Annotated in this window: 26 protein-coding genes; 6 read left to right on the forward strand and 20 right to left on the reverse strand. The window is 53.1% G+C overall.

From position 1 onward, the window contains the following. Positions 1-67: 67 nt before the first annotated feature. The gene (locus F5984_RS12745) at positions 68-1,588 is read left to right on the forward strand and encodes a serine hydrolase (protein ID WP_152124662.1); all 1,521 of its coding nucleotides are present in this window, start codon (positions 68-70) and stop codon (positions 1,586-1,588) included. 19 nt (positions 1,589-1,607) lie between these two features. Here the strand turns inward: F5984_RS12745 and F5984_RS12750 are convergent, their stop codons facing one another. Further along, positions 1,608-2,516, reverse strand: coding sequence for an LEA type 2 family protein (locus tag F5984_RS12750; RefSeq protein WP_152124663.1), 909 nt, complete (start codon positions 2,514-2,516; stop codon positions 1,608-1,610). Positions 2,517-2,648: 132 nt separating this feature from the next. On the opposite strand from F5984_RS12750, the gene F5984_RS12755 reads away from it, so the two are divergent. After that, complete coding sequence (locus tag F5984_RS12755; protein ID WP_152124664.1) at positions 2,649-3,284, forward strand: class I SAM-dependent methyltransferase; 636 nt, start codon at positions 2,649-2,651, stop codon at positions 3,282-3,284. On the opposite strand, the gene F5984_RS12760 is transcribed toward F5984_RS12755, so the two are convergent. The 3 genes from F5984_RS12760 to F5984_RS12770 all read right to left on the reverse strand — a co-directional run bounded on the left by F5984_RS12760 (position 3,256) and on the right by F5984_RS12770 (position 5,679). Next, complete coding sequence (locus F5984_RS12760) at positions 3,256-3,993, reverse strand: hypothetical protein (protein WP_152124665.1); 738 nt, start codon at positions 3,991-3,993, stop codon at positions 3,256-3,258. The two genes, F5984_RS12755 and F5984_RS12760, sit on opposite strands and share 29 nt — an antisense overlap. 90 nt (positions 3,994-4,083) lie before the next feature. Continuing rightward, entirely contained in the window at positions 4,084-5,181 is a 1,098-nt protein-coding gene (locus F5984_RS12765; RefSeq protein ID WP_152124666.1) for an AMP-binding protein, read from the reverse strand. A 60-nt stretch (positions 5,182-5,241) separates the two neighbouring features. Beyond that, positions 5,242-5,679: a QcrA and Rieske domain-containing protein gene (locus tag F5984_RS12770; RefSeq protein WP_152124667.1), complete on the reverse strand. Its 438-nt coding sequence runs from the start codon at positions 5,677-5,679 to the stop codon at positions 5,242-5,244. A gap of 107 nt (positions 5,680-5,786) precedes the next feature. On the opposite strand from F5984_RS12770, the gene F5984_RS12775 reads away from it, so the two are divergent. Together F5984_RS12775 and menB are read left to right on the forward strand one after the other, a co-directional pair. Next, positions 5,787-6,248, forward strand: coding sequence for a DUF2452 domain-containing protein (locus F5984_RS12775; RefSeq protein WP_152124668.1), 462 nt, complete (start codon positions 5,787-5,789; stop codon positions 6,246-6,248). 84 nt (positions 6,249-6,332) lie between these two features. After that, positions 6,333-7,157: a 1,4-dihydroxy-2-naphthoyl-CoA synthase gene (menB, locus tag F5984_RS12780; RefSeq protein WP_019986554.1), complete on the forward strand. Its 825-nt coding sequence runs from the start codon at positions 6,333-6,335 to the stop codon at positions 7,155-7,157. 96 nt (positions 7,158-7,253) lie between these two features. Here the strand turns inward: menB and F5984_RS12785 are convergent, their stop codons facing one another. Next, a complete protein-coding gene (locus F5984_RS12785; RefSeq protein ID WP_152125078.1) occupies positions 7,254-8,114 on the reverse strand; it encodes a TIM barrel protein in 861 nt (286 codons plus the stop codon). Between the two features lie 227 nt (positions 8,115-8,341). Here F5984_RS12785 and F5984_RS12790 point away from each other — a divergent pair, with 227 nt between their 5' ends. Beyond that, positions 8,342-9,532: a class I SAM-dependent rRNA methyltransferase gene (locus F5984_RS12790; RefSeq protein ID WP_152124669.1), complete on the forward strand. Its 1,191-nt coding sequence runs from the start codon at positions 8,342-8,344 to the stop codon at positions 9,530-9,532. A 131-nt stretch (positions 9,533-9,663) separates the two neighbouring features. On the opposite strand, the gene F5984_RS12795 is transcribed toward F5984_RS12790, so the two are convergent. The 12 genes from F5984_RS12795 to F5984_RS12850 form a co-directional block, all read right to left on the reverse strand. Further along, the gene (locus tag F5984_RS12795) at positions 9,664-9,906 is read right to left on the reverse strand and encodes a hypothetical protein (RefSeq protein ID WP_019986551.1); all 243 of its coding nucleotides are present in this window, start codon (positions 9,904-9,906) and stop codon (positions 9,664-9,666) included. 99 nt (positions 9,907-10,005) lie between these two features. Continuing rightward, positions 10,006-11,100 (reverse strand): Gfo/Idh/MocA family protein, encoded by a 1,095-nt coding sequence (locus F5984_RS12800; RefSeq protein WP_152124670.1) that lies wholly within the window; start codon positions 11,098-11,100, stop codon positions 10,006-10,008. 176 nt (positions 11,101-11,276) lie between these two features. Beyond that, on the reverse strand, positions 11,277-11,621 hold the full coding sequence (rplT, locus tag F5984_RS12805) for a 50S ribosomal protein L20 (RefSeq protein ID WP_152124671.1): 345 nt from the start codon (positions 11,619-11,621) through the stop codon (positions 11,277-11,279). Positions 11,622-11,801: 180 nt separating this feature from the next. Further along, positions 11,802-11,996, reverse strand: coding sequence for a 50S ribosomal protein L35 (gene rpmI, locus F5984_RS12810; protein ID WP_152124672.1), 195 nt, complete (start codon positions 11,994-11,996; stop codon positions 11,802-11,804). 184 nt (positions 11,997-12,180) lie between these two features. After that, entirely contained in the window at positions 12,181-12,738 is a 558-nt protein-coding gene (infC, locus tag F5984_RS12815; protein WP_019986547.1) for a translation initiation factor IF-3, read from the reverse strand. A gap of 242 nt (positions 12,739-12,980) precedes the next feature. Further along, positions 12,981-14,924, reverse strand: coding sequence for a threonine--tRNA ligase (thrS, locus tag F5984_RS12820; RefSeq protein WP_152124673.1), 1,944 nt, complete (start codon positions 14,922-14,924; stop codon positions 12,981-12,983). Positions 14,925-14,969: 45 nt separating this feature from the next. Next, positions 14,970-16,265, reverse strand: coding sequence for a tetratricopeptide repeat protein (locus F5984_RS12825; protein ID WP_246168953.1), 1,296 nt, complete (start codon positions 16,263-16,265; stop codon positions 14,970-14,972). A 79-nt stretch (positions 16,266-16,344) separates the two neighbouring features. Next, complete coding sequence (locus tag F5984_RS12830; RefSeq protein ID WP_152124674.1) at positions 16,345-17,229, reverse strand: class I SAM-dependent methyltransferase; 885 nt, start codon at positions 17,227-17,229, stop codon at positions 16,345-16,347. A 134-nt stretch (positions 17,230-17,363) separates the two neighbouring features. Beyond that, positions 17,364-18,908, reverse strand: a complete 1,545-nt coding sequence (locus F5984_RS12835; protein ID WP_152124675.1) for a hypothetical protein — start codon at positions 18,906-18,908, stop codon at positions 17,364-17,366. Continuing rightward, positions 18,889-19,326, reverse strand: coding sequence for an EVE domain-containing protein (locus tag F5984_RS12840; protein ID WP_152124676.1), 438 nt, complete (start codon positions 19,324-19,326; stop codon positions 18,889-18,891). The genes F5984_RS12835 and F5984_RS12840 overlap by 20 nt, the downstream gene beginning before the upstream one ends. A 280-nt stretch (positions 19,327-19,606) precedes the next feature. Continuing rightward, positions 19,607-20,188: a DinB family protein gene (locus F5984_RS12845; RefSeq protein WP_019986541.1), complete on the reverse strand. Its 582-nt coding sequence runs from the start codon at positions 20,186-20,188 to the stop codon at positions 19,607-19,609. A gap of 195 nt (positions 20,189-20,383) precedes the next feature. Beyond that, entirely contained in the window at positions 20,384-21,241 is an 858-nt protein-coding gene (locus tag F5984_RS12850) for a dienelactone hydrolase family protein (RefSeq protein WP_152124677.1), read from the reverse strand. A gap of 313 nt (positions 21,242-21,554) precedes the next feature. Here F5984_RS12850 and fumC point away from each other — a divergent pair, with 313 nt between their 5' ends. Then, positions 21,555-22,955 carry a class II fumarate hydratase gene (fumC, locus tag F5984_RS12855; protein ID WP_152124678.1) on the forward strand — a complete coding sequence of 467 codons (1,401 nt, stop codon included), beginning with the start codon at positions 21,555-21,557 and terminating at the stop codon, positions 22,953-22,955. A gap of 77 nt (positions 22,956-23,032) precedes the next feature. On the opposite strand, the gene F5984_RS12860 is transcribed toward fumC, so the two are convergent. The 3 genes from F5984_RS12860 to F5984_RS12870 all read right to left on the reverse strand — a co-directional run bounded on the left by F5984_RS12860 (position 23,033) and on the right by F5984_RS12870 (position 26,483). Beyond that, on the reverse strand, positions 23,033-23,896 hold the full coding sequence (locus F5984_RS12860) for an alpha/beta hydrolase (RefSeq protein ID WP_152124679.1): 864 nt from the start codon (positions 23,894-23,896) through the stop codon (positions 23,033-23,035). Positions 23,897-24,113: 217 nt separating this feature from the next. Then, on the reverse strand, positions 24,114-25,832 hold the full coding sequence (locus tag F5984_RS12865) for a GMC oxidoreductase (RefSeq protein WP_152124680.1): 1,719 nt from the start codon (positions 25,830-25,832) through the stop codon (positions 24,114-24,116). 132 nt (positions 25,833-25,964) lie between these two features. Continuing rightward, a complete protein-coding gene (locus tag F5984_RS12870; protein WP_185155503.1) occupies positions 25,965-26,483 on the reverse strand; it encodes a gluconate 2-dehydrogenase subunit 3 family protein in 519 nt (172 codons plus the stop codon). Between the last annotated feature and the right edge of the window lie 205 nt (positions 26,484-26,688).

The following is a 26,688-nucleotide window of genomic DNA, read 5'->3' on the forward strand; positions in this document are numbered from 1 at the left end:
TGTTTATTTGCGTTTCCAGCGTCTCATTTTATCACGAAACGCCCCTGTACTCTACGACAATTTCACCATGAGACCCCTGCTTCTCCTTTTCTCCCTCCTCCTTTCATCCTGTCTCCTCCGTGCCCAATCACCCGCCTTCATTACCGATAGCCTCGACCGCTACATTGGGCGCGGTATGGCCGACTGGCAGATTCCGGGTCTTGCCATTGCGATTGTCAAAGACGGGAAAGTAATTCTTTCGAAAGGGTTTGGCGTACGCGAAGCCGGAAAAAATGAGCCCGTCGACGAAAACACGTTGTTTCTGATTGCCTCAAACACCAAACTGTTTACGGGTACGGCGCTGGCCAAACTGGACGAAGACAAAAAGCTGTCGCTCAACGACAAGGTGACCAAGTTTTTTCCGGATTATCGGCTCTACGACCCCACCTCAACAGCGCTGGTTACCGTGCGCGATTTGCTCTGCCACCGGCTGGGCACCAAGACGTTTCAGGGCGATTTTACCTTCTGGAACACCAACCTGCCCCGTGCCGAAGTAATCCGGCGAATGCGTCTTCTGAAACCAACCGGGCAGTTTCGGCAGGATTACGGTTACTGCAACTCAGCCTTCGTGACAGCGGGCGAAATTATTCCAAAAGTAACCGGCCAATCGTGGGAGGCTTACATCGAAACGAACCTGCTTAAACCACTGGGCATGACCAATACCTACATGCTCACAGCCGGCGCCGAAAACCGCCCTAACATGGCCCGCCCGCATACCAACAGCTTTGGGGCCTTGCGCCGGATTCCGTACGATGTAGTCGATAACTTAGGACCGGCAGGCAGTATGGTTTCAAGTGTAAAAGACCTGAGCCAGTGGCTCATGATGCAGCTCGACAGCGGTCGGCTCAACGGGCAACGGATTTTACCCTGGAGTGTGGTTCAACGTACCCGCGACGCCAACACGATTGTTGGGAGCCGGAAGTCGACGGTACTACCCCGCCATTTTCAAACCTACGGGCTGGGCGTGCTATCGGCCGATTATGCCGGTCGGCAAATTTTCTGGCATACCGGCGGAGCTTTCGGCTTCGTAACCAATACCTGCTTTGTACCCGAAGAAAAACTCGCTATTACGATTCTCACCAACAACGACAATCAGAGTTTTTTCGAAGCCTTGCGGTATCAGATTCTGGACGCCTACCTGGGGGTTCCCTACACCAATCGCAGCAACTTTTTTCTGAAGCAGGCCCGTGTGGGCATGGTCGAAGAGCAGGCTACGCTCAAAGCCCTTGCCGACCGGGTTGCCAAAGGAAATAAACCGCCGATGCCCCTCACGGCCTTTGCCGGAACCTACCGCAACGAACTGTACGGAAGCATTACGCTGAAGCCAGCCGGTACGGGGCTCGACGTTCTGTTTGAGCATCACCCACGCATGACAGCCCGGCTTGAGTATATGGACGACAACACCTTTCGGTTGACCTACTCCAACCAGGCATTTGGCGTATTTCCGGCCCGGTTTACGCTCGACGGCACTACCGTAAAGAGTGTGGAAATCAAAGCCAGCGACTTCGTGGAGTACGATCCGTACGTGTTTACCAAAGTAGACCGTTGAAGTCGACGGAAGTTACAAACTAATCCTTTTTCAGGTCGGCCAATGTACCCCGCACCACCGTATTCATCCGGCTTTCGTTGAGCATTTTGTTGCCTCCCTCAGCAATCAGCTTGCTCTGCATGGTCACCAAAAAAGGCGTATCCTTTTTGTTGAATAGCATTTTAGGTAACAGGCTCAACGTATTGCCCGGCTTCATCGTTACGGGAAACACAACAGACGTAGTAGCCTGCTTTTTGATGAGTACCGGTTCGGGTTGGTGGCCCTCAGCAATCTCTTTGCCGTCAATCGACACCCGATAATGGGTATCTGTAAATTGGATTGGGAAGCTATTCCGATTTTCGATGCTCACCTTAGCGGCCACATCGGTGCGCTTGAGACCCATTTTGCCAAAGTCGAGGTCTTCTATTTTTATTTTAGGTACATAAACCGTTGGTAATCGCTTTTCAAACGTCTGTGTAAACGTTCGCTCACCCAAAACAGGTACGTCGAGATCAAACGCGGCCCGCACTCCGTAGGTCGTACTGTCGACGTCTTTTTGCTCGAGCGCGTTCAGTACGGCCATCATTTTTTTGTTTTGCAGCTTCATCGGTAGCGTTATAAATGTGCTATCGCCTGGCTCAATCTCGACCGTTTTGGCGTACGACTCCTCAATGATGGGCGTTTTGGCTATATATACTGTGTAACGCAGTTTATTTGCTTTGAAGCCAACCGGCAAAGGATTGTCAATGAGCATTTTCACATTCATCGTAATCACGTCGTCGTCCATGTTTGTGATTTCTATGGTGCTCATTTCCAGCCGCGGTTTTAGCGTATCATCATAGGCGCCCCCTTCAGTCTGCGCTTCGTGTTTAAGTCGGCTGTACCACACGTAAGCGCCAATAGCCCCCACAAAAAGCAAAAGAAGCGCTACAATCCATCCCTTTTTCATCCCGTTTCTGTTTATGTTATGTGCGGCTTTCGGATACCCTGGCAAAAAACTATTTAGTCTACCTTTTTTATATTCATTATCCATACCAGTTAACACAAAACGGCTGGATTCGCTTTATTTTCGATGAACTAAATGACTTTTGATACCATAGCATCCGCCTACGACCCACTGGCGCGACTGGTTTTCGGTCGTTCGTTGCAACGGGCTCAGATACGCTTGTTGCCCCGGTTACCACCGGGGGGACGTTGGCTGATTCTGGGGGGCGGCACCGGCTGGCTACTCGAACAGGTGCTCGACCAGTGCGCCCCCGACTATGTTCTGTACCTCGAAGCCTCGGGCCAAATGCTGGCGCTTTCGGAGAAGCGGGTACAACGCCATCCGGCCCGAAACCGGGTGCAGTTCAGGCAGGGCACCGAAGCCTCATTATCACAGCAGGAGCCATTTTCGGTCATTTTGACGCCCTTTGTCCTCGATCTGTTTTCTGAGTCGTGGCTAGCCGAACGCATGATTCCTCAACTACTCCAACACCTGGCCACGGGTGGTTACTGGCTCGTTACCGACTTTGTTCCGACGAACGTCTGGTGGCAACGGGGGCTCGTTGGAGCTATGCATCTTTTTTTTCGATGGACGGCAGGTTTACGTAGCAATCGGCTCCCCGATTGGCTCCCCCTGATACAACAACGGCTGCCCTCTGTCGCGCAGGAGGCAGCCGTGAACGGTATGGTGCTTTCGGTATTGTTTAGCCGATCTTCCGCAGCATCGCCGTAATATCTTCGTAAGGCTCAACGTCGTACCATTCTTCTGTGCCCAGATTTAGCCACGCACCGGCCCGGCGGGGTCGCTTCAGTTCGGCTTCTTCGGGGTCAAAATCCACATCGTAAATAGTACTCATAATAGACTGAAGCGCTTTCCAGGGTAGCGTTTTCGCCTTCGAGCGTCCGTTTTGTGTGGTTTGTACCTTTACCGTTCGTTCGGCAAATGAAGCCGTTATCTGCACTTCCAGATCGCCCTCCTTGCCTGGTTCAACATAGGTTAGCTCAAAAGGTCGCTCACGGCCGGCGGCTTCGTACGTAGCCTGCATCAGTTCCTGAATCAGGTATTGCCAGTCCTCATAGTTGGCGGGCATTCCTGTTTTCTGTGTGCCGTCTTCTTCCGTCAGAGAGACCTCCCAAAAGTCATCATCCTCGTCCAGTTCTTCTTCGTTCAGCGCTTCCAGCTTTGTTTTCTGTACCAGCGACGCCATGGCCTGTTGCCACACAAGCCCGAAGCGGCCGTTCCAGGCAAAGTCATCGTCGCGGGTGTACCCTTCAGCGATCAGCTCATCATCGTCGATATCCTCGCGATCCGGGTAGGCCACGCTCAGGTCAACGGCGAGATAATCTTTAAACGCCGGGCGAACCGCCAGGGTGAAGAAATAAGCGTATGGAGCCGGAAGTGACCGGGCCGTCTGGAAGCGTATCTGTACGTTTTTAAACATAGTAGTTGGGTCATTGATGGTCCGTATTCGGGGTTGATGAAACTCCCTAGCCTCTCCGCATGACCAATAAATAATTAGGCGGCCCCGTGACTACGGCCCGATGAGCGAGCGCAGTGTCTTACCCCGGTCAATTTTTCCGGTTGGGGTTTCGCAGAACGTGGCCACAAAGATAATGTCTTTCGGCACAGCGTAGGGGCCTATTTCCCGGCGAACCTGCTCGGCCCATTCGTTGCGCCGGTTTTCTAGCTCCGCTAATGTCCTGGCCTCCCCTTCTACAACCAGCACAACGCGCTGCCCCAACCGCTCGTCGGGCATACCCGCCACAAACAAACGGGGCGATAACCGGCTATTGGCCAGCACCATTTGCACAATTCGCTCGACCCGTTCGGGCTGTACCTTAACACCCCCGGTATTAAGGATTGAGTCGGCCCGGCCCAGAATCCGAAACCGTTTACCCGGCTCCGCCCCATCGACCCACTCAATTACATCGTTGGTCTGCACCCACTCAAAATTGCTCGCAGCCGCCCGAATCGCCAGACATTGCCGGGCGTCTGTTCGCAGCTCGACCCCATCCAAGGCGGTAAAAAAGTCAGATTTAGCCGAACCGTTCAACCGGCGGATAGCGATGTGCGACACCGTTTCGGTCATACCATACGTAGCATACACCGGTGCCGAAATAGCCTGCAAAATGGCTTCCTGAGCCGGAGACGTAGCCGCCCCGCCGAGCAAAATAGCTTTGGCCCGGTTCAGCATTTGGACTTTTTCGGGCGTTTGCTCCAGTATAGCCTGCAACTGAAGGGGCACAAAGGCCATAAAATCGAACGGGTTACTACCCGGCTCAACCAACGTCAATGGATTACCCGTCGGCTCAACAATTACCAGCCGCAGGCCGAGCGTCAGTGCCCGCACCAGCATCATGGTGCCCGCTACATAGGCCGTATTGAGGCAACAAAGCGCGGTATCGCCCGCCTGCAACCCGAAGGTCTGCCCTGTAAGCAGGGCACTGGCCTGCATTTGGGCACGGGTCAGCGTAATGGGTTTGGGGGTACCTGTAGAACCCGAGGTATGTAGTACAAACGTAGTCTGCCCCGATTGCCAGGCTCGTGCAAACGCCACCGCCCGTTCTGCATACGAGTGGGTAGGTAAAGGCCATTCGTCAACTGGCAACCGACCGTCGAAACTGTACATAATGGAAAAAGTACCTCACACAGAGGCACATGAATCGGTCAATGGTAGAGCCTCAACGGCTTACCCAAAAATGCGGAGTGTATTACTTTTCTGGTCGTTTGAAACCTTGTACACCACCAGCGGCTGCGTCGCCGGGCCGTTAATCACCTTACCGTTAAGGTCATAGCGCGAACCGTCGAGCGGGCAATAAAAAGCGTTATTGTTCGCCTGATACACAATCGTCGTACCCTCATGCGTACACTTGGGCGATACCGCCACGTACTGATTGGGTTGGGTGTGGGCCACGATCACCCGGTTGTTTACCACCACATAGAAACCGTTTTTGAGCAGGTCAACATACCGGGCATCATCGAGCCGAATGGTCAGGTCGAGCACATCGCTCGCGGGGCTCAGATCATCCGCTTTCGTTTCGCAACTGGTTAGGCAAGCCACCCCTAAACCCGCCCCAAGTACCCGAAAAAACGTGTGTCGATCAATTGTTTTTGAAAGAGCTTCCATGTGGCTTTGTATCTTTGATGCGAATCTAACGATAAACCGCGAACCGCAGGTCTGCAACCCTGTAAATCCAAAACAAAGGCAATTCACGAAGGGTTTATCAAACAATTATGGAAGAAGCCAAAGTGATCATTAACCCCATTGCACCGGAGAAAGTAGCCGAAAGTCCCGGTCTGATGGAGTACGCCCATACAGCGGGTGGAGCAGTGATTCGCCCCGAAGACAAGGGGAAAATAACCGGGCGGGCGGTGACCGCCATGCGCGAGCAAACCGACCTCCAGCTGTCCCAACTCTACAAACAAATGCAACTGCTGGCCGAACAGGCCACGGCAATTCGGAACCGGGTCGAGATTTCGGAACGGATCTACTCCGCCCAAATGAGCTTCGAGCCCGTTGTGGGGCATACCTATTATTTTTACACCCGCAAAAACGGCACCGACCTGCTATCGATGATAGCTCCGAACGAATGGGGCCGTAAATTTCCCTTTGAACGTTGCCTCGCCACCGTCCGGATGATGGCCGATCATACGTGGGATGTACAGTATCATAATGTAACAGTAAACGAGGAGTGAGGAGCGAGAAGTGAGGAGAGCTGACGCGAATTTCCAGCCGAAGGCTCCTCACTCCTCACTCCTTACTCCTCACTCCTCAAAACTATGCAAAGCAACTACCCCTGGGAGGTTATCAAGGAGTACAAAGAGATCATTTTCTCGTATTACGAAGGGATCGCCAAGATCAGTATTAACCGTCCCCACAAGCGGAATGCCTTTACCCCGCTTACGGTGAAGGAGATGTCGGAAGCGATGGAAATTGCCCGGCAAGACGAGCGCGTTGGCGTGGTTATCCTGACGGGCGAAGGCGGTGAGGCCTTCTGTTCAGGCGGTGACCAGTCGGTACGGGGCCACGGTGGCTATATCGGTGAAGATCAGGTACCTCGCCTGAACGTACTCGACCTACAAATGCAGATCCGCCGGATTCCGAAGCCAGTAGTAGCTATGGTGGCTGGGTACGCCATTGGCGGTGGTCACGTACTGCACGTGGTGTGCGATATTAGCATAGCGGCTGAAAACGCCCGGTTCGGACAAACGGGCCCCAAAGTAGGCTCGTTCGACGGTGGTTTTGGTGCCTCGTACCTGGCACGGGTGGTGGGCCAGAAAAAAGCCCGCGAGATCTGGTTCCTCTGCGATCAGTACAACGCCCAGGAAGCCCTGGACATGGGCCTCGTTAACAAAGTAGTGCCCCTCGATAAGCTGGAAGAAACCACCATTGAGTGGTGCCGGAAGATGCTCGAAAAGAGCCCCATTGCCCTGCGGATGCTCAAAGCAGCCTTCAACGCCGAACTCGACGGGCAAGCCGGTATACAGCAACTGGCGGGCGATGCCACCCTGTTGTATTACCTCTCGGAAGAAGCCAAAGAAGGTAAAAATGCCTTCCTGGAGAAGCGGAAACCAGACTTTAGCAAGTTTCCGAAGTTCCCGTAATTGGAATGTGTAATGATGAATGCGTAATGCATAATGGCCTCACGGAAGAATGGAATCTCGTTAGACTATTATGCATTACGCATTCATCATTATGCATTAAACAGACAGCTTCTTCATATACTCCGCGTCCATTTTCATACTTTCCATGGGCGAAGTTGGGTACTCCTCCTGCTCCACGATAAAGTATTTCATGCCGTTGTCGCGGGCCGTTTTGAGGGTTGTTTTGAAATCAACGTTCCCTTTGCCGAGGTCATTCTGAACGGGTTTGCCGTTTTCTTTTTTGTAATCCTTAATATGGCATAACTCGTACCGTTTGCCATATTTTTTCAGGTGCTCCACCGGGTTCTGCCCGGCCACGTCAATCCAGCACAGGTCCAGTTCAAATAGCACATTTTTCGGGTCCGTGTTGGCCAGCAGATACTCCTGCGGAATTTTACCATCGAGCGCCTTAAACGAATAGTCGTGGTTATGGTAGCCAAATTTCACCCCACTCTGCCGGGCCAGTTCGCCCGCTTTGTTAAACCCATCGGCAATACGCTTCCAGTCGTCAAATGACTTCTGAGCCCCGATGTACGGGCACAACGCGTAAGTCAGGCCAGCCTCGGCCGCCATATCGAAGCTTTTCTTCAACTCATCGGGCTTATTAGCTTGCCCGCCGTAGTTGAAGTGCGTACTAACCATCTTTACATTAATGTCGTTCAGGAACGACTTTATTTCTTTCGGGCTCATCCCCCACAAAAAGCCCTGGTTACCCTGATAGCTTTCAAACTGACGGTACCCCATCTGCGCCAGTTGGGTCATAATACCTTTCGGATCAGCGGGCAGTACTCCCCGAACACTGTACAACTGTACCCCAAAAACACCTATGTTCTTGGCAGCCAGCGCGGCTGTCTGGTTAAGAGCGAAGGCACCGGCAGCCAGTACACCGGTACGCTTGAGAAAATCGCGACGATTGATCGACATATTAGATTGGTAAATAGGAACAACGTATATGCCCAAAAGGCAGATTACCCCCAAACTTACGGGTTGCCCCGCTAAATCTTCGTAATTTCGCCTGCCGAAATGAGCTACATCTCTGAGACACGCAGCGGGCCACAGCGTTTAACCAAGTGCTAAAAAGTAAAGGTCTCCACATCGCCCTGCTTCTTTGGCAACCTCGGCGTGGTGGCTTATAACTCAATATCATGCAATTATCCAAAATATACCTCCAGGCCAATCGCGACGAAGCCGTTCGCCGATTTCACCCCTGGGTTTTTTCCGGAGCCGTTAGCCGCTACGAAGGCAATCTGACGGATGGCGACGTAGTTGAGGTTTTTGATAAAAAAGGAAATTATCTGGCAACGGGCCATTACCACGACGGGAGCATTGCCGTCCGGATTTTTTCGTTCGAACGTATCATTCCCGATGTTCATTACTGGACCCAGAAGCTAACCAGCATCCGGCACTTCCGCGAGGCCATCATTGCCACGCTACCCGGTAAACAAACCGACTGCTACCGCCTGGTGCACGGTGAAGGCGACGGTTGCTCAGGACTGATTATCGATTATTACAATGGCGTGGCCGTGGTGCAGGCCCACTCCATCGGGATGCACCGCGAGCGACACCTGATTGCCGAAGCGCTCAAGAATGTGTACGGCGACCAATTGATTGCCGTCTACGACAAAAGTGCCGATACCGTACCGGATATTTACGGCCAAACCGTGCAGAATGGCTATCTGCTGGGCACAGCCGACACACCACACGAAGTCCACGAAAATGGCCACAGTTTCTGGGTCGACTGGGTGACGGGCCAAAAAACTGGCTTTTTCCTCGATCAGCGCGACAACCGGCAACTGTTGGCTCGCTACGCACACGGCAAGCGCGTACTCAATGCCTTTTGCTACTCAGGAGGCTTTTCGGTGTATGCGCTTGGTGCGGGAGCGGAGCAGGTACACTCGGTCGACGTTTCGCAGAAAGCCATCGATCTCACCAATCGTAACGTAGCCCTCAACGGGGTGAATGAAGATAAGCACGAGGCTATTGCCGAGGATGTGATGACCTACCTGAAAGCGCACCCAGAGCAGTATGACCTGGTTGTGCTCGACCCACCGGCCTATGCCAAAAACATTTCGGCACGGCACCGGGCAGTGCAGGGCTACAAGCGACTCAACACCGAAGGGTTAAAACGAGTGGCCAAAGGGGGGATTCTATTTACGTTCTCCTGCTCACAGGTCGTTGACCGCGAGCTGTTTTACAATACTGTGGTAGCAGCCGCTATTGAGGCCGGTCGGCAGGTGCGTGTATTGCATCATCTGAGCCAACCCGCCGATCACCCCGTCAGCTTGTTCCACCCTGAAGGTGGGTACCTAAAGGGCCTGGTCCTGTGGGTCGAATAGGGGATGTGAAATTTGTAATGAGTAATGTATAATGAATAATGGGCTGACGCCAGAGAAAATACTCGCGTCAGCCCATTATCCATTATACATTACTCATTATCCATCACTAATTATCCATTACTCATTCCCCATTAAAGCACCTCTTCCGTCAGGTACGGCAGGTAAGCCTCCAGCTGCTCGGTATCTTTAAACGCCGAAACGGCCTGCAACTGATTGGTGTAGGCATCGTGACGAAGCTCAACGTAAAAGTTGTGCAAACTATAGAGTAAAAAGATGTGCTCTTCTTCGTACCGATTGGCCAGAATATCACCCTGATAATACAGAATGTCTAATTGTTGAGCGGTTGATAATTGCGTAAACTCGGCGGGTTGCATAATCACATGCGATTTGGGAATACGAAAATAGAGAATCCGCGTGCGTGGGCGGCAGGAAATTCGATTAATCCAGAAAGTTGCCCGAATGATACAGCAGACCTATATTTTCACCCGCTTACCCGTCCGAGCGGCTTCGTACACAGCCTCCACAATTCGAATATCGCGTAGCCCTTCTTCACCGGGTACCAACATGGGCTTTTTGTTTTTGATGGCGAGAGCATCGTCGTCCATCTGCCGGGTTTGCTGACCGGGCACCGGATACGGCGTATCAAACGCAAAGCCACCGGGGCCGTTCCCTTTTACACCGTTATAGGCCGAGTAGGGTTCCACCCGCAAGATTCCCTTCTCGCCCATTACGTACATAAAGTTCATGTTGATGCCATAACTCGTTTGCAGCACCGCCCGTGCCCCGCTCGGAAACTCAAGCTGTATCATCGACGTCTCGTCGAGGCCATTTCGGTACACGTCGGGGCGGGTTGTGTATTGTTGAGCCGTCACGGCAATGGGTTCCTCGCCCGTAGCGAGCCGGGCTCCCTGAAGCACATACACGCCCATATCATACATAACGCCCCCACCCATCTCTTTCTTCTGCTTCCAGTGATCAGTGCGCCCGTCGTAATAAGCCGCCGAGCAATTCACCATGCTGATTTTCCCCAGCTTTCCATCACGCAGAAACTTTACATAAGCCTGTGTGTTAGGGTCATGATGAAGCCGATAGCCTACAGACAAGGATACTCCGGCTTTTTTGCAGGCGTCAATCATATCCTGACACTCTTTGGCGGTCACGGCCATGGGTTTTTCCACCCACACGTGCTTACCGGCTTTGGCAGCCCGCACAACATACTCCCGGTGCATCGAAGGCGGCAACACAACGTACACGACATCAATATCGGGGTTGTTGGCAATCTGATCGAAGTTCTGGTAGTTGTACACATTCTTGTCGGGAATGTTGTACTGCTTTTTCCACTTTTCGGCTTTGGCAGGTGTGCCGGTTACGATACCCGCCAGATAGCAATGCTCCGTTTTCTGAAGGGCCGGCGCCAGTAAGTCAGTGCTATAGTAGCCCAACCCGACCAGTGCTACTCCCAGCTTATCTTTTTTGGGCGCGCTCTGCGCCAGCAGGGTTTCGGGAGCTAACATACCAGCGGTAGTACCCAGAGCTAATGTTTGTAAAACAGTGCGACGAGAAGCCATAATTCGGTTGTGATTTAGATGTAGCCAATTTGGCGTAAAGATGCGAAGAAGGCAAGTCGGCCGCTGGAGTTTTACTATCTTCCCAAGCCGGACATGACGACTAAACTGGCTAAAACGAAAAACCCCCAACCGGTTGGCTGGGGGTTTTATAATCAGTCGTTTCGACTCAGGGCTGTTTACTTAACCTGATCAACAACGGCTTTGAACGCTTCAGGATGGTTCATAGCCAGGTCGGCCAGAACTTTGCGGTTCAATTCAATTCCTGATTTGTTCAGAGCACCCATCAGGGCAGAGTATGAAGTACCGTGCTGACGAGCACCGGCGTTGATACGCTGAATCCAGAGCGAGCGGAAATCCCGCTTCTTGGCGCGCCGATCGCGGTACGCGTAGACTAATGCTTTCTCAACGGCGTTTTTGGCTACCGTCCATACATTTTTACGCCGACCGAAAAAGCCTTTGGCCAGCTTCATTACTTTTTTCCGACGCGCCCGTGAGGCAACGTGATTGACGGAACGTGGCATTTGTTAGTTGTTTTTTGACGTAGGCGGCAGATCAGTTGGCAGGTGGCGGTTGGCAGGTGGCAGAGCTTTTGCTCCAGCCTATTCTGCTTACTGCTCACTGCTTACTGCCCACTCTTTTGTTGCCTGTAGTCGGGTGAAACATTGAACCGGAGGCTGCTTGCGCAGACGCTCCAAACGAAATTAGATACCGAGCATGGCTTTGATCCGGGTCTCGTCGCCTGAGAATACAAGCGCTGAGTGAGCCAGATTACGCTTCTGCTTCGTAGTCTTCTTCGTCAGAATGTGTGAGTGGAAGGCGTGCTTCCGCTTGATTTTCCCGGTGCCAGTCAGCTTGAAACGCTTCTTGGCGGCCGAGTTGGTTTTCATTTTTGGCATTGGTTTGAACCGCTTATGTGTTTTTGACCGGATCGCCGGACCGCCGGATCTTCTTGTTCAGATCACCGGGCTTCTTGTAAACAGGCCGCAAAGATACGAATAAGGGAATAAGAAGAAAAGGAACGAACGGGAAAAGGCGTGAAAGCCTCCTCTCCTTCGTTCCTTTTCTTCTTACTAGTATCTATTACTTCTTCACCTGCACCACTTTCGGGGCCAGGAACATGCTCATCCGCTTTCCTTCAAGCTTTGGCTCCGACTCGATCTTACCAACCTCTTCGAGGCCTTTGGCAAACCGTTCGAGGAGTTGGAATCCGCGCTCTTTGAACACAATTGCCCGACCCACAAATTGTACGTAGGCTTTCACCTTTGCCCCTTCTTTGAGGAACGTAAGGGCATGTTTCAGCTTGAACTCAAAGTCGTGATCGTCGGTATTAGGGCCGAAGCGAATCTCTTTGATAACGACCTTCTGAGCGTTAGCCTTAATCTCTTTCTGTTTTTTCTTCTGCTCGTACTTGAACTTGGAGTAGTCAATAATTCGGCAGACAGGCGGAACAGCGTTGGGGGAGATTTCTACCAGATCAAGGCTTTGCGCCTTTGCCAGAGCTTTGGCTTTGTCAATCTCATAAATGCCCTGTTCGACGTTTTCGCCGACAACCCGGACCTGTTTGGCCTGGATACGGTCATTAATTCGGTAGGGTTCTTCAACCACGCGCCGGGGTGGTCTCCGCTGGGGTAATGCCATATATGCTGTTTAGTGGTACAAAATATCTCCCTGATAACGCAGGAGGTGGTTAAAAGTTCGGGAAATTAGAGAATTCGGCGGTTCTTGTCAATGAATACTGAGCCATAACCCCCAGAAAATACATATTAAATTTTCGTACGTCGGGCCACAAAGAAAATCGGGCCACAAACAGGGAGACGTCAGACTCTTCCGACTTCCACCATCGTGGAGTCTAACGTCTCGCCAGCGAGGTTGCAGATCGGTTACGGCTTTACCTCTTGCTGAAACAAAGCTGTAAACTCGTCAATCGTCATCGCACCCAGGTCGCCCTGCCCTTTCCGACGAACCGACACTTTGCCTTCGGCCTGTTCCTTCTCGCCCACGATGAGCATAAACGGAACTTTTGTTACCTCGGCATCCCGGATTTTACGGCCGATTTTCTCATCGCGCAAATCCACAAAGCCCCTAATATCCCCTTCCTGCAAGGCAAAGAACAACTCGTTGGCGTAGTCTTCGTACTTTTCTGAAATCGGTAGAATCGCAATCTGATCGGGCGAGAGCCACAGCGGGAAGTTACCGGCCGTATTTTCGATCAGGATAGCGATAAAGCGTTCCATCGACCCAAACGGTGCCCGGTGAATCATTACCGGGCGGTGCTTCTGATTATCGGCCCCGACGTACTCCAGTTCAAACCGGTTAGGCAGGTTGTAGTCTACCTGAATGGTACCCAACTGCCATTTGCGGCCCAGGGCATCTTTCACCATGAAGTCGAGCTTGGGTCCGTAGAAAGCCGCTTCGCCTTTTTCAGTCACGGTCGGCAACCCTTTTTCACGCGCCGACTCGATGATCGCCGATTCGGCTTTCTCCCACAAATCATCGGAGCCAATGTACTTGGTGCCGTTTTCGGGGTCGCGTAGCGAGATCTGAGCGCTGTAATCGTTGAAGCCTAACGATTTGAACACGTACAACACCAGGTCGATCACCTTCATAAACTCTTCCTTCACCTGATCGGGCCGGCAGAAGATGTGGGCGTCGTCCTGCGTGAAGCCACGCACCCGGGTCAGGCCATGCAACTCGCCCGACTGCTCGTAACGGTACACCGTACCAAACTCAGCCAAGCGGAGGGGCAGGTCGCGGTACGAGCGGGGCTTCGATTTGTAGATTTCGCAGTGGTGCGGACAGTTCATGGGCTTGAGCAGGAACTCCTCGTCCACGTCGGGGGTACGGATCGGCTTAAACGAATCTTCGCCGTATTTTTCCCAGTGACCCGAGGTCACGTACAACTGCTTGCTACCGATGTGGGGCGTCACTACAGGTGAGTAACCCGCCCGCACCTGCGCCTTGCGCAGGAAGTTTTCGAGCCGCTCCCGAATCAGGGCTCCTTTGGGCAGCCACAACGGCAAACCCGCACCCACCCGCTCCGAGAACGTGAAAATCTCCAGCTCTTTACCCAGCTTACGGTGGTCGCGCTTTTTGGCTTCTTCCAGCAGGTGCAGGTACTCATCGAGTTCTTTCTGCTTTGGGAAGGTGACCCCGTAGATCCGGGTAAGCATTTTATTTTTCTCGTCGCCCCGCCAATAAGCACCGGCCACGTTCATGAGCTTGGCAGCCTTGATAAAACCGGTGTTCGGGATGTGCGGCCCCCGGCAGAGGTCAGTGAAACCGCCCTGCGTATAAAACGTAATAGAGCCATCTTCGAGCCCCTGAATAAGCTCAATTTTGTACGGGTCTCCTTTTTCTTCGAAGTAGGTTAATGCGTCGGCTTTGGGCACTGGCTTACGGATGTACTCGCTTTTCTGACGAGCCAGCTCCAGCATTTTGTCTTCAACTTTCTTGAAGTCGTCCTGCGAGAAATGGCGACCTTCAAAGTCGACATCGTAATAGAAACCGTTTTCAACGGCCGGACCAATGGCCAGTTTTACGCCCGGATAGAGTGCCTCCAGGGCCTCTGCCATCAGGTGGGCCGATGAGTGCCAGAAGGTGGCTTTGCCGTCACGGTCGTTCCACGTGAGCAGTTGCACCTCGGCATCGGTATCGATAGGTAGGTTTGCGTCCTGCACCTTTCCGTTTACTTTAGCCGCTAACACGTTACGGGCCAGCCCTTCGCTGATACTCAGCGCAATGTCGAGGCCAGAGCTTCCTTTTGGGTATTCACGAACACTCCCATCGGGTAGCGTTACATGAATGAGTTGATCCTGGGCAATCATACGATATAGTCAATAATCAGTAGTCAAATAAGTACGCCTGCATCCCTACCGGTTAGCCCGGGTCGAGTCGCCGGGGGTAGATAGTTGGGTGCGGGGCTTGATGGTCTGTATCTCCATCTGTACCGGAGCCGCATTCGGTTCCGAAGTGGCCGATTTCCCGTCTTCGTCCGGCAAAAGTACGGAGTTATACGGGTTTGGGTTATACATTCGGCGCTGGGCCCGCCACATTCCTGCAACAGCCTGCCCATCGGCCGGGTTCAACCGGGCACTTTGGGTGTACGACGCTACGGCCTGCTCATACATGCCGAGTTGTTCCTGACAGAAGCCAATGTACGTGTGAATCCGGGGAAATTGCGGATTCAGCTGCTGCACTCGGTTGTAATTGGCCAACGCCTGTGAATAAGCCCGGTACCGTTGCAAAATGAGGCCTGCCTGAAAGTTAGCCGCATAATACGTCGGATCAATCTGCACCGTATGCCGGTAAAACGTCAGTGCACTGTCGAGTCGGCCACCGGCGTGGTAAATCAGCCCTCGCCCGTAGGTGAGCCGAGCGTCTTCGGGGAAATACCGGATAGCCTGCTCGTTGTACGTCAGGGCCGACCCTAAATCACCCAGCGAACGGTAGATAGACGACAGTTGGTTGTACGTTTCCAGATACCGGGGCTTCAGCTTCAGCGACTGCTGATACAAAGCCAGTGCCTGAGACGTGTCGCCCTGCTTGGCCGTGATGAGTCCATTGAAAAAATAAGCCTCACCGTCGTAGGGCGCCATTTGCAACGCCTTCGCCAGATACAACCGTGCTTTAGCGAACTGATTACGCTGCTGCCAGACATCGGCCATCAGGATGTACAGTTCCGGGCTATCGGCCCCCAGAATCTCGGCACGCTGCGCATTGTCGAGGGCTTTCTGGGGTTGTTTAAGCCCTTGCAAAACCCGTGCCCGAATCAGATAGTACGTACCATCGGTATTGTTACGGCCAATGGCTTCGTCAATATCGGTCAGTGCTTCCTTCAACCGGCCCATCTCCAGATACAAACGGGCCCGTTTGGCATAGGCCGAAGCCGGTGAAGACTGGTTGATGGCCCGCGTTAGTGCCTGTAAGGCAGCTTCAGTACGCAAACTATCATTCGCCGAAGGCAAAGGCGGTATGCGGGTCTGTTGCCGGGGATCGGTGCCGCAGGAGAACAGAAAAAGCAAGAAAATAAATACGTAAGCGAGTGATGCAACCGGTCGGGCGTGCCGTAACCAATGCCGAAACGTTGCCACATACGGATACACACCAAAAAACGGTTGTCGCTTTTTCAGAGAGGTATCGGTCGTAAATTCAAATTGCTCGTTCAACGTCAATGGCGGCACTCTTTCAACATCCGGGGCGAGACTTCTTCGCTCTTTCACTCGTTGGGGCTTTGTACAAAGGTAGCTAAAACCGGTAAAAGACGCCGAGCGGAAGCCGTTTTTGATACCGGTCATCGAGGTATAGTTCGCCCAGTTGCGCATGAGCTGGCTTACCAAAAATCTGGCGCATCAGGTTGTCCAGAATCAGGGCCGAAAACCCCAGCGAGTACAGGTTGATAATAAAGAACCGGTTGTCGCGGTCGAGCAGGTCGGCGCAGGTTTTGAGCAGCTCGTTCAGATGCTCTTCGAGTACCCATTTTTCACCATCGGGCCCCCGACCATAGGCGGGTGGGTCCAGAATAATGCCATTGTAGGTATTTCCCCGCCGGGCCTCACGCCGGGCAAACTTCAGCGCATCTTCCACTACCCAGCGGATATTGGTCAGGCTGCTGTAATCCATGTTCTCCCGGGCCCAGGTAATCACGGGCTTCACGGCATCTACGTGCGTCACATCGGCTCCAGACTGGCAAGCCGCCAGCGATGCCGCCCCAGTGTAGGCAAACAAATTGAGTACTTTGGGTTTAGCCACACCGGTCCCTTGCAGCGCCTTCACCCGATCGTGAATAAATGCCCAGTTGGTGGCTTGCTCTGGGAAAATCCCCACATGCTTGAACGACGTGAGGGCCAGCTTAAATCGCAGGTTGAGGCCATCCTGCGCAAAGTCGATAAACCAGGGTTCGCGCATATCGGGCGCTTTCTGCCAGTCGCCCCGCTCGGGCGATTGCCGGTCGCGCCGGAAGGTGGCATGGGCCCGGCGGTCCCAATCGGTCTGAGGCAGCGATTTATCCCAGATGGCCTGGGGCTCCGGCCGGGCCAGTACGTACTCACCGAAGCGTTCGAGTTTTTCGAAGCCACCGGAATCTATCAGTTCGTAAGCGGGCCAGGGGCCGGGAGTAAGCAGTTGAAGCATGAGAAAACAAGTGGGCCAAAAGCCTGGCAATGGGCCCGGTCACGTAAATCAGTTGGGCCGCAAAGGTAGGGGTTTGCAGCCAGACCGTGCATATAATCAGGCCTTGTCCCCCTCAAAATAGGCTCTGATTAGCCTCAGAATGCTATTTTGTCCAGATAAAACGCGCGTTTGCGACCCTCCCCTTTCTGGTATCCCCAAGCGAGGAAATACCGGTCGTGCCAGAACCGAACATCATCGGTCACGAGCGACTGATCGCGTTGTTCATCCACCACGGCCGAAATATCAATTTGGGGTTTCTCCTCGGCCATGCCATTGGGCCGAATCACGGTTTGCAGTATCCGACCTTTTTGGTTGTGGTACAGGGCCAGTTGGTCGCCCTGTTGCACCAGTCGTACTTTTTCCTGTAGGTCAATGCTCCGTTCGGAGGCCAGTTCGAGGCAATTATCCCAAAGTAGTTTACCCTCGGCATCGAACCCCGCCACCACAGCGTGGGTGTACACGTACCCGTCGAATACTTGCTGCGGACTTAACCCACGGGGTCCATTCCACGGATTCCACATGTACGGGTTGTACAGACTGTAGTAACTCAGGGGCGAATACCGCCAGCCGTACCACGAATTGATACCGTAGGGGTAGGAGTTCTGATACCGAAACTGCGGGTAAAATACCTCGGCCACGAGCACATACTGCCCCCGGTACCGCACTAGTTCGTGCATGAGCAAGCGATAATTGAGCCGCAGGTCGGAGCCCGCTTCTTTCCGGCGTTGTGCCCGGCGTTCCATACGCTCCTGTTCGCGGTCGCCCAGGTAGCGGAAAAAGTTTTTGAAATCGGTAAAACTGATGTAGCTGGTTTGGGGTTCCTGCCCCTCTCCTACCCGGCTGATATACAACCCCTGCGAACTTGCCACGCCATTGCTCTGCATGGCCCGATAGCCATAGTTACCGACCACCAACTGCGTTGAATCATCGAGTACCGACAAACGGCCGCTGAGCAGGGCATAATCGGGTTTGGGCTCGATAACCGCCCGGCTGACACTCTGCCCCAGCTCGTCGTACACGTTAGCAATGAGCTTGAGGTCGCGCCCGCGCCGGACCGTGTACGAGACCGTCATACGGCCGTGTACGGTGTCGGCTTCGAGCGACTGAATGGCCGAGCCCCGTTCGCCACCGGGCAACAACCGAGCCTGCCGACTCGACAAATGGCTATGATACAGCACAGGATGTTCGTCGACGATACCGGCCATAAAAATACCGTCGCCGAGGGTTTTAAAATGCGTGACCTGCAATCGCTCCACTACGTTGAGGTTGAAGCGTTCGGAGAAACCCGGCCCAATGCTCACACGAACGACCTGACAGAACGGCAACCGGTAACTTGAAAACAACAGATACACCGCCCCGCGACCGTCGAAGGTGGAGGCTACGTATTCCAGATTATCGGGGAGCTGACCGGTGATACTCCAGTCGCGGTCGAGATCGGTGCTGTACTTGGTCAGCTGATACCCGACCCGGTCGGTGCGGGTAAGGAGCAGAACGCCTTTATCGCCCAGAGGCAGGGTAATAATGGATTCGCTGCCGGTGGGTGCGGCCAGCTCAATTCGGCGGACGCTCTGCGCCCAAACCAGACTGGTCAAGGCCAGCCAAATCTCCACAAAAAGTATGCTACGAAGCCACGTGCGCATGGGCCATTTTCAGAATCAATTCAAACTCGTCGGGTTTGATGGGCATTACCGACAGTCGCGACTGCTTAATAAGGCCTATTTGGGCCAACATCGGCTCGGCCTTAATTTGAGCCAGCGTTACGGGTTGGCCGAATGCCATCATGGGTTCTAATTCTACAACAACCCAGCCAAACTTTGCCTGTGCCGGATCGTTGGCCACGGTTGGGTCGGGGTAAGCCGTCTTTACCACTTTAGCAAGCCCCACCACACCCGGCCGGGTAACACTGTGGTAAAACAGTACCTGATCGCCCTCCTGCATAGCCTTGAGGTTATTGCGGGCCTGGTAGTTGCGTACGCCGTCCCAAACAGCCCGGCCCTGTTCTACAAAATGCGACCACCCGTACACGTCGGGTTCTGATTTGACAAGCCAATAATTCATAGGTAATCAGACTGAATTAAATGTATAATGAGCAATGTAAAATGTATAACTAAACGACTGATTGTCAGCAGACAATGTAATTATGCATTTTACATTGTTCATTCACGTAGGTGGGTATTGAACTGGTTTTTAGTTGATCGTTTTGGGTTTATGGTGGGTAGTGTTCTGATGAATCACGTTGGAGTAAAGATACCTTGTTGGTATTAACAACCGAAAGGGAGTAAGGTCGAGAGCCGGTTACCCCGCTTCGCCCTTACTCCCTTTCGGTAATCTTTTACGTTCAATAGTAGTCGTCGCCGTCGTAGGTATCGCCATAGCGCGAACCAAACTCATCGTCTTCACGGGCAAACCGGCTCGTACCGGCCCCTTTGAACGCAAGCGCTTTTTTCAGAATCGAAATCTGACCTGAGTGGTAGGTATCGTGATTGACAATGCCGTGCAGCAGGTCGTAATACGTGTAATCGCGGCCGGGCACAATATCTTCCAGAAACTCGTCGTCGTCGCGTTTATCCAGCTCATTGATTAGCTCTTCCTGACTCAGGCTCAGCTCCATCTGCAAGGCTTCCCACTCGAAATCATCAATTTTATCAGGAAACTGCCCAAAGTTTTTCTCAGGGGTAAGAATATCGAAGGTAGCGTCGCCCTGCATTTTTTTCACCGCAAAAATGCGCCAGCTGGTCATGTGAAACACCAGTTCGGCAATGCTGTGGGTATTGGGCGTGATGCGCTGCCCGGCCATGTCGGGCGTAATTCCCCGGATTACTTCGGCCAGTGAAGGACCATGCCAGGCTTCCTCACCTTCGTAGGTTGTATTGAGCAGATCAATGATCCGTAATAGTTCGTCGTTATTTTGTACTTCCATTGTTCAGAGTCAGCAACCCGAGACCGTTGGCTGTATGTGTAGCTGGTGTGCACCGGCTACATCGGTTCGGTTGCATTCATGGTAAAGCCCGCTGCCGTGCGGTACTGTTGATTTGTGCTGCAAAGGTAAGCCATTATTTGTGCGTTGCCGTACAAATACGACGAAACGAGTGGTAACGCCTGCAATTAGACCCGGTTAGGCAAGCTTTTCTTTCAAAAACTTCACCGTCCGGTCCCAGGCCAGTTTGGCGGCCGCTTCGTTGTATCGAGTAGGTGCCGTATCGTTGTGAAACGCGTGCTGGGCTCCTTCGTAGACATACAATTCATAAGGGACCCCGGCTTTTTTCAGGGCCTCTTCGTACGCCGGAATACCGGCATTGATGCGCTCATCGAGCCCGCCATAATGCAGCTGGATAGCCGCTTTGATCTTAGGCACATCGGCCGTTTCGGGCTGCCGACCGTAGAACGGAACAGCTGCTTTCAAGTCGGGCGCATGGATCGCCAGTTGGTTCGACATGGCCCCGCCCCAGCAAAAGCCCACACAACCGACCTTTCCGGTACTGGCCGGGGCTTTTTTCAGATACTCTACCGCTTTCACAAAGTTGTTGCGGGTTTGGGTTGCATCGAGTTTCCCGAAAAGCTCACGCATCTGAGCCTCATCGGTCGGGGTACCGCCCGCGGCCGAAAGGGCGTCGGGCGCCAAAGCCACAAATCCCGCAAGAGCTACCCGGCGGGCTACATCCTCGATATGTGGGTTAAGCCCCCGGTTTTCGTGAATCACTACAACGGCGGGGTACTTACCGGGGGCCTTGGGCCGCGCCAGATACCCTTTCATGGTCATGTTATCGCCGGGGTATTCGATGCGTTCGGTAACGAGCCGGTCGTCGGCATCGGGCACCGTAGCGGCTTTGGCGTAGTTGATTTCGAGCAAAGGCAAAATCGCCAGAGCCGCGCTCATGCTACCAGTCAGGTTAGCCAAACGTTTGAGAAAATCGTCGCGCTTGAGAGGCTTGTGCGTGTACTCGTCGAATAGGTTGATAATGCGCTGATCCATAGTGATGGCGATTGCAGAGTTTGTAGAATTCAAATCACCAACATGGCCCAATCTACTTTAGTTTTTAGGGAGCGTACCTGGGCAGTGAGGCCACTCCTCCAACAACCTATCGGCTTCTGCTCTTTTCGCCGACAGAAATAGGGGCACTGGCCTTTCGGAGAACGATAACCTAACAATTCCTTGCAACCCTGTTCGACTGGGTTTTACCTTTGCAATGAGTGAATAAGCGAATGAGTGAATGAGTGACTGGTTGTAGTAACCACACTCCTTTTCATTCGCTCTTTCGCTCATTCACTAATTCGCTCATTTAGTAATGGAATTCCGTATCGAAAAAGACACCATGGGTCAGGTGCAGGTGCCGGCCAATGTGTACTGGGGCGCACAGACCCAACGCTCTATCGAAAACTTCAAAATCGCTCAGGATATCAATAAAATGCCCCGTGAGATTATCCGGGCGTTTGCATATCTAAAAAAAGCGGCTGCCCTGACTAACCTCGATGCGGGCGTGCTGCCCCAGGAGAAATCAGACCTGATTGGCCGCGTATGCGACGAGATTCTGGAGGGTAAGCTCGATGATCAGTTTCCGCTTGTGGTGTGGCAAACGGGTTCGGGCACGCAGTCGAACATGAACGTGAACGAGGTAGTTGCGTACCGCGCGCACGTCCTGAACGGCGGTCAATTGACCGACGAGAAGAAGGTGCTGCATCCCAACGACGACGTGAATAAGTCTCAGTCGTCGAACGATACCTTCCCGACGGCTATGCACATTGCGGCCTACAAGATTCTGATGGAGGTGACGATTCCGGGCATCGAGAAACTGCGCAACACGCTCGACGCCAAGGCGAAGGAGTTTATGCACGTCGTGAAAATCGGTCGGACGCACTTCATGGATGCGACCCCTTTGACCGTTGGTCAGGAGTTTTCAGGCTATGTATCGCAACTCGACCACGGTCTACGTGCCATTCGTAATACCCTGGCGCACCTGAGCGAGCTGGCGCTGGGTGGCACGGCTGTGGGTACGGGTATCAACACCCCGCCCAACTACGCAGAAAACGTAGCCAAGCACATTGCGAACCTGACCGGACTCCCGTTCATCACGGCCGAGAACAAGTTTGAAGCGCTGGCTGCCCACGATGCCATTGTGGAAGCCCACGGTGCCCTCAAAACAGTAGCCGCAGCTCTGATGAAGATTGGCAACGATATTCGGATGCTGTCGTCGGGGCCACGTGCGGGTATCGGCGAACTGTTTATCCCTGATAATGAGCCGGGCAGCTCAATCATGCCGGGTAAGGTAAACCCAACGCAGTGTGAGGCCATGACCATGGTGGCGGCTCAGGTAATGGGCAACGACGTAGCCATTAATATTGGCGGTATGACGGGCCACTTCGAGCTGAACGTGTTCAAGCCGGTGATGATTTACAACTTCCTGCACTCGGCCCGCCTGATTGGCGATGTGTGCGTGTCGTTCAACGACAAGTGCGCCGAAGGTATCCGGCCGATTGAAGAAAACATCACGAAGCACGTGAACAACTCGCTCATGCTCGTGACTGCGCTGAACACCAAGATTGGCTACTATAAAGCCGCCGAAATTGCCCAGACGGCCCACAAAAACGGCTCAACCCTGAAAGAAACGGCCGTCCAACTGGGCTACCTCACCCCCGAAGAATTCGATCAGTGGGTGGTGCCCGGCGACATGGTTGGAGAGATTAAGTAAGCAATCGAACCAAATTCAGCATAAATACAAACGGCCCCGGTCTGTCAGGATCGGGGCCGTTTGTATTTATGCTCATTTCAACGCTGATGAAACGAATCCGTGATGAACGACAGCACCGTGGGTAGGGCCGTGCGCCAGTAGGTCCAGGTGTGGCCCCCGTCGCGAATCCGAAACTCGTGCGGAATCTCCTTTTTACGCATAGCAATGTGCAGCAGAGAGTTCATCTCGAACAGAAAATCATCGTCGCCACAATCAATGTACCAACGAACGGCCTTCTTCTGATCTTCGGGCATATTGTTGACCAGAACCACGGCGTTCTGCGTTTCGTAATACCGCTTGACTTCCTCAGGCGTAGCGTCGGGGATGGTGCGTTTGAGCCGGACCTCAGCATCGGCTATATCGACCGGGCCGGCCGAGGCACTGAGTGCACAGGCCGACGAAAACAGCTCCGGGTGACGCAATGTGTACATTAAGGTTCCGCCCCCGCCCATCGATAGGCCCGCAATGGCCCGGAACCGCTTTTCGGGCTTAATCCGGTACGTTTTCTCAATGAACGGCATAAACTCGCTGAAGAAAAAGTCCTCGTACCGCCACTTGCCCCGTACATCGTTGAAGTAACCCCGCACACCTGTATTGGCATCGGGCATCACAATAATCATCGGCGTAGCAGACCCATCGGCAATAGCCTTGTCGGCAATATGTTTTACCTCACCGAACTGCACCCAGCCGGTTTGGTCATCGCCACCGCCATGCAACAGGTATAGCACGGGGTAACTGCGGTCAGAGGTTTCGTAATCGGCGGGCAGGTAGATAGCGTATTTTCGGTCGCTGCTCAGAATTTTGCTCCGTAGCGTCAGGTTCTCCTGCACTTTGCTCGTTTGCGCCCAGGCCAACGGCCCAACTAAACAAAGCAACAAAAGGCCGGTAATCGTTTTTTTCATCTTCGCGTTTTGGGGTTTAGTAGTAAGCGCCATGACGGCCATCACTTTGCGTAAAACCCACCCGTCAGAACGACCTACTCAGTACGGACATTCATTTCGGGCTGCCCGTTTTGCAAACCCCTGATGCACAAAAAAACCAACCTGCTGGTAAACAGGCTTAACGACATTGAAGCCTATCTACCAGCAGGTTGGCACTTGAAACCGTTACAGCAACGGCTTACAGGTTTTTCTTTTTCATTTCACCCACCGCGTAATTAGCGGCCCGGGCTGTAATCGCCATGAATGTGAGCGACGGATTCTGGGTCGACGTCGAAGTCATGCAGGCTCCGTCGGTAACAAACACGTTTTTGCAGTTATGAAACTGATTCCACTTGTTTAGCAGCGACGTTTTAGGGTCGTTACCCATGCGTACCCCGCCCATTTCGTGAATATCGAGGCCCGGTGCCTTATCGGGTTTGTCGTGCGTCTGGATGTTCGTGAAGCCCGATACCGTCAGCATTTCGGTCATCTGCTCGTGAAAATCCTTAATCATCTTCTCGTCATTGTCGTCATAAGCTACCGACACGCGCAACTGCGGGATGCCCCAGGGGTCGGTCAGGGTTGAGTCGAGGGCCACATAGTTGGTTTCTTTCGGGATGGTTTCGCCCATCATGTGCGAGCCCACCCGCCAGTTGCCGTACTTAGTTTGCATCAGGTTCGCTTTCAGGCTCTCACCCATACCGGCCGTATCCACGTTCGTCATGCGGCTACCGCTGAAACCGGCCGCATAGCCCCGCAAAAAGTCGGTTTCCTGCTTAAATACGTTGCGGAAACGCGGAATGTAGCTGCCGTTGGGCCGGATTCCCTCCGTGATCGTGTCCTGGAATCCTTCGTACTCCGCCGAAATGGTCGTCCGGAAATTGTGGAACGCCATGTATTTACCCAATAACCCGTTGTCATTGCCCAGCCCGTTCGGAAAGCGGCTCGACTTTGAATTGAGCAGAATCAGGTTGGAGTTGAGGCAAGCTGCATTCACAAAAATGACGCGGGCGTAATACTCGGTCATCTGCTTGGTGTTGGCGTCGATCACCCGCACGCCTGATGCTTTGCCCTTTTTCTCGTCATAAATAATCGAGTGTACCACCGAATCGGGCCGGAGGGTCATCTTACCCGTTTTGGCCGCCCAGGGCAATGTAGACGAGTTACTGCTGAAATAACCGCCGTAGGGGCAACCCCGCTGGCAGATCGACCGGTTCTGGCACTGCCCCCGCCCCTGCTGGTAATGAATGGGTTGCGGCTTTGTGAGGTGCGCGCAACGACCAATAATAACCGGGCGGGTATTGTTGTAATGCTTCGCCATTTGCTGGCTAAAGTGCTTCTCAACGCACGACTGCTCGTGCGGGGGCAGAAACTCGCCATCGGGCAGTTGCGGCAGGCCATCTTTATTGCCCGAAATACCTGCAAATTTCTCTACGTGGCTGTACCAGGGCGCAATGTCTTTATAACGGATGGGCCAGTCGACAGCGAAGCCATCGCGGGCGGGCCCTTCAAAATCGAAGTCGGACCAGCGCTGGGTTCCGCGCGCCCACATGAGCGACTTACCGCCTACCTGATAGCCCCGAATCCAGTCGAACGGCTTCTCCTGAATGTAGGGGTGCTCGGCATCTTTGACAAAGAAATGGCTGGCATCTTCGCGGTTGGCGTAGCACCGGCTGGCAATCGGGTTGGCGTCGATATACTCCTTGGTCAGTTGTCCGTTGTGCGGAAACTCCCAGGGTTGCATCATGGTGGTTGGGTAATCGGTAATGTGCCGAACATCGCGGCCACGCTCCAGCACCAGCGTGCGCAGACCGGCACCGGTCAGTTCTTTGGCGGCCCAGCCTCCGCTAATACCCGACCCCACCACAATAGCGTCGAACGTACGCTCTTTAACCGAATCTATATTGAGAAATGACATGTCACAAAGTGAATTGATATGTATAGATTGAAGAATAGCCAGATTAATCGACGGTAGACGTTAGCTTGTAGACGCATCTGCACAGTCAATGCCCAGTATCAAACGTCCAGTGGCTATCAGTCTGACCAATAGCTAGCTTTTCAGGGTAACGCAACCATGATAAAAGCCTGGTGCCATGTTGAATTTTAACTGGTTGACCATGTAATACTCCGAGTTACGAAACCCCTGAATAGTAAGCCCTTTGACCAGGTTCACAAACTGTTTGGCGGTTGGGTCAGTCGAGTTGGCCATTTGCGTAAGCACCTCGAGCCGTTGCGTCGGGTCACCATTCACAAAGGGTTTTGAGAAAGCCTGCTGCGCCACCTGATCCACCAAAACAAGCCCTTGCTTGAGCGTATTTTTGGCCGCTTCGCCATAGCAATCCTGAATCATGCGCTGCACAAACTGATCGACTTTGAGCGACTTGGCCCCCGGCGTAGTGGTTTCCGGAATAATAGTTTCCGTAATCTCGGCCAGGAGCGCATCATTGGTAACAGACAATAAAGACGAGGTCCCGATCGATTCGGGAGTCCAGCCAGAAGCCCAGGCAGGCAAATTCATAAGCCCACCGACAGCCAGTGCGACATGTTTTAGGGCAGAACGTCGTTGCATAGAGGGAATTTGTGTTAAGTACTCGGGATAGAAAGCTGCGATTTACCTTCTTTATTTATCAGGGTATTGGCCTGAAACTGGAAATTTACACAAAATAAAGTCGGCAAATGCAAAAAAGTAACCAATATGTAAAACGCAAACAAATCGGGTTTCTAACCAGTTAGGCCGCGAATTAGCCTATTGACTTAACGCAAAAACGCTCCCC

The sequence above is a fragment of the Rudanella paleaurantiibacter genome, from assembly GCF_009184635.1.
Classification (GTDB): Bacteria; Bacteroidota; Bacteroidia; order Cytophagales; family Spirosomataceae; genus Rudanella; species Rudanella paleaurantiibacter.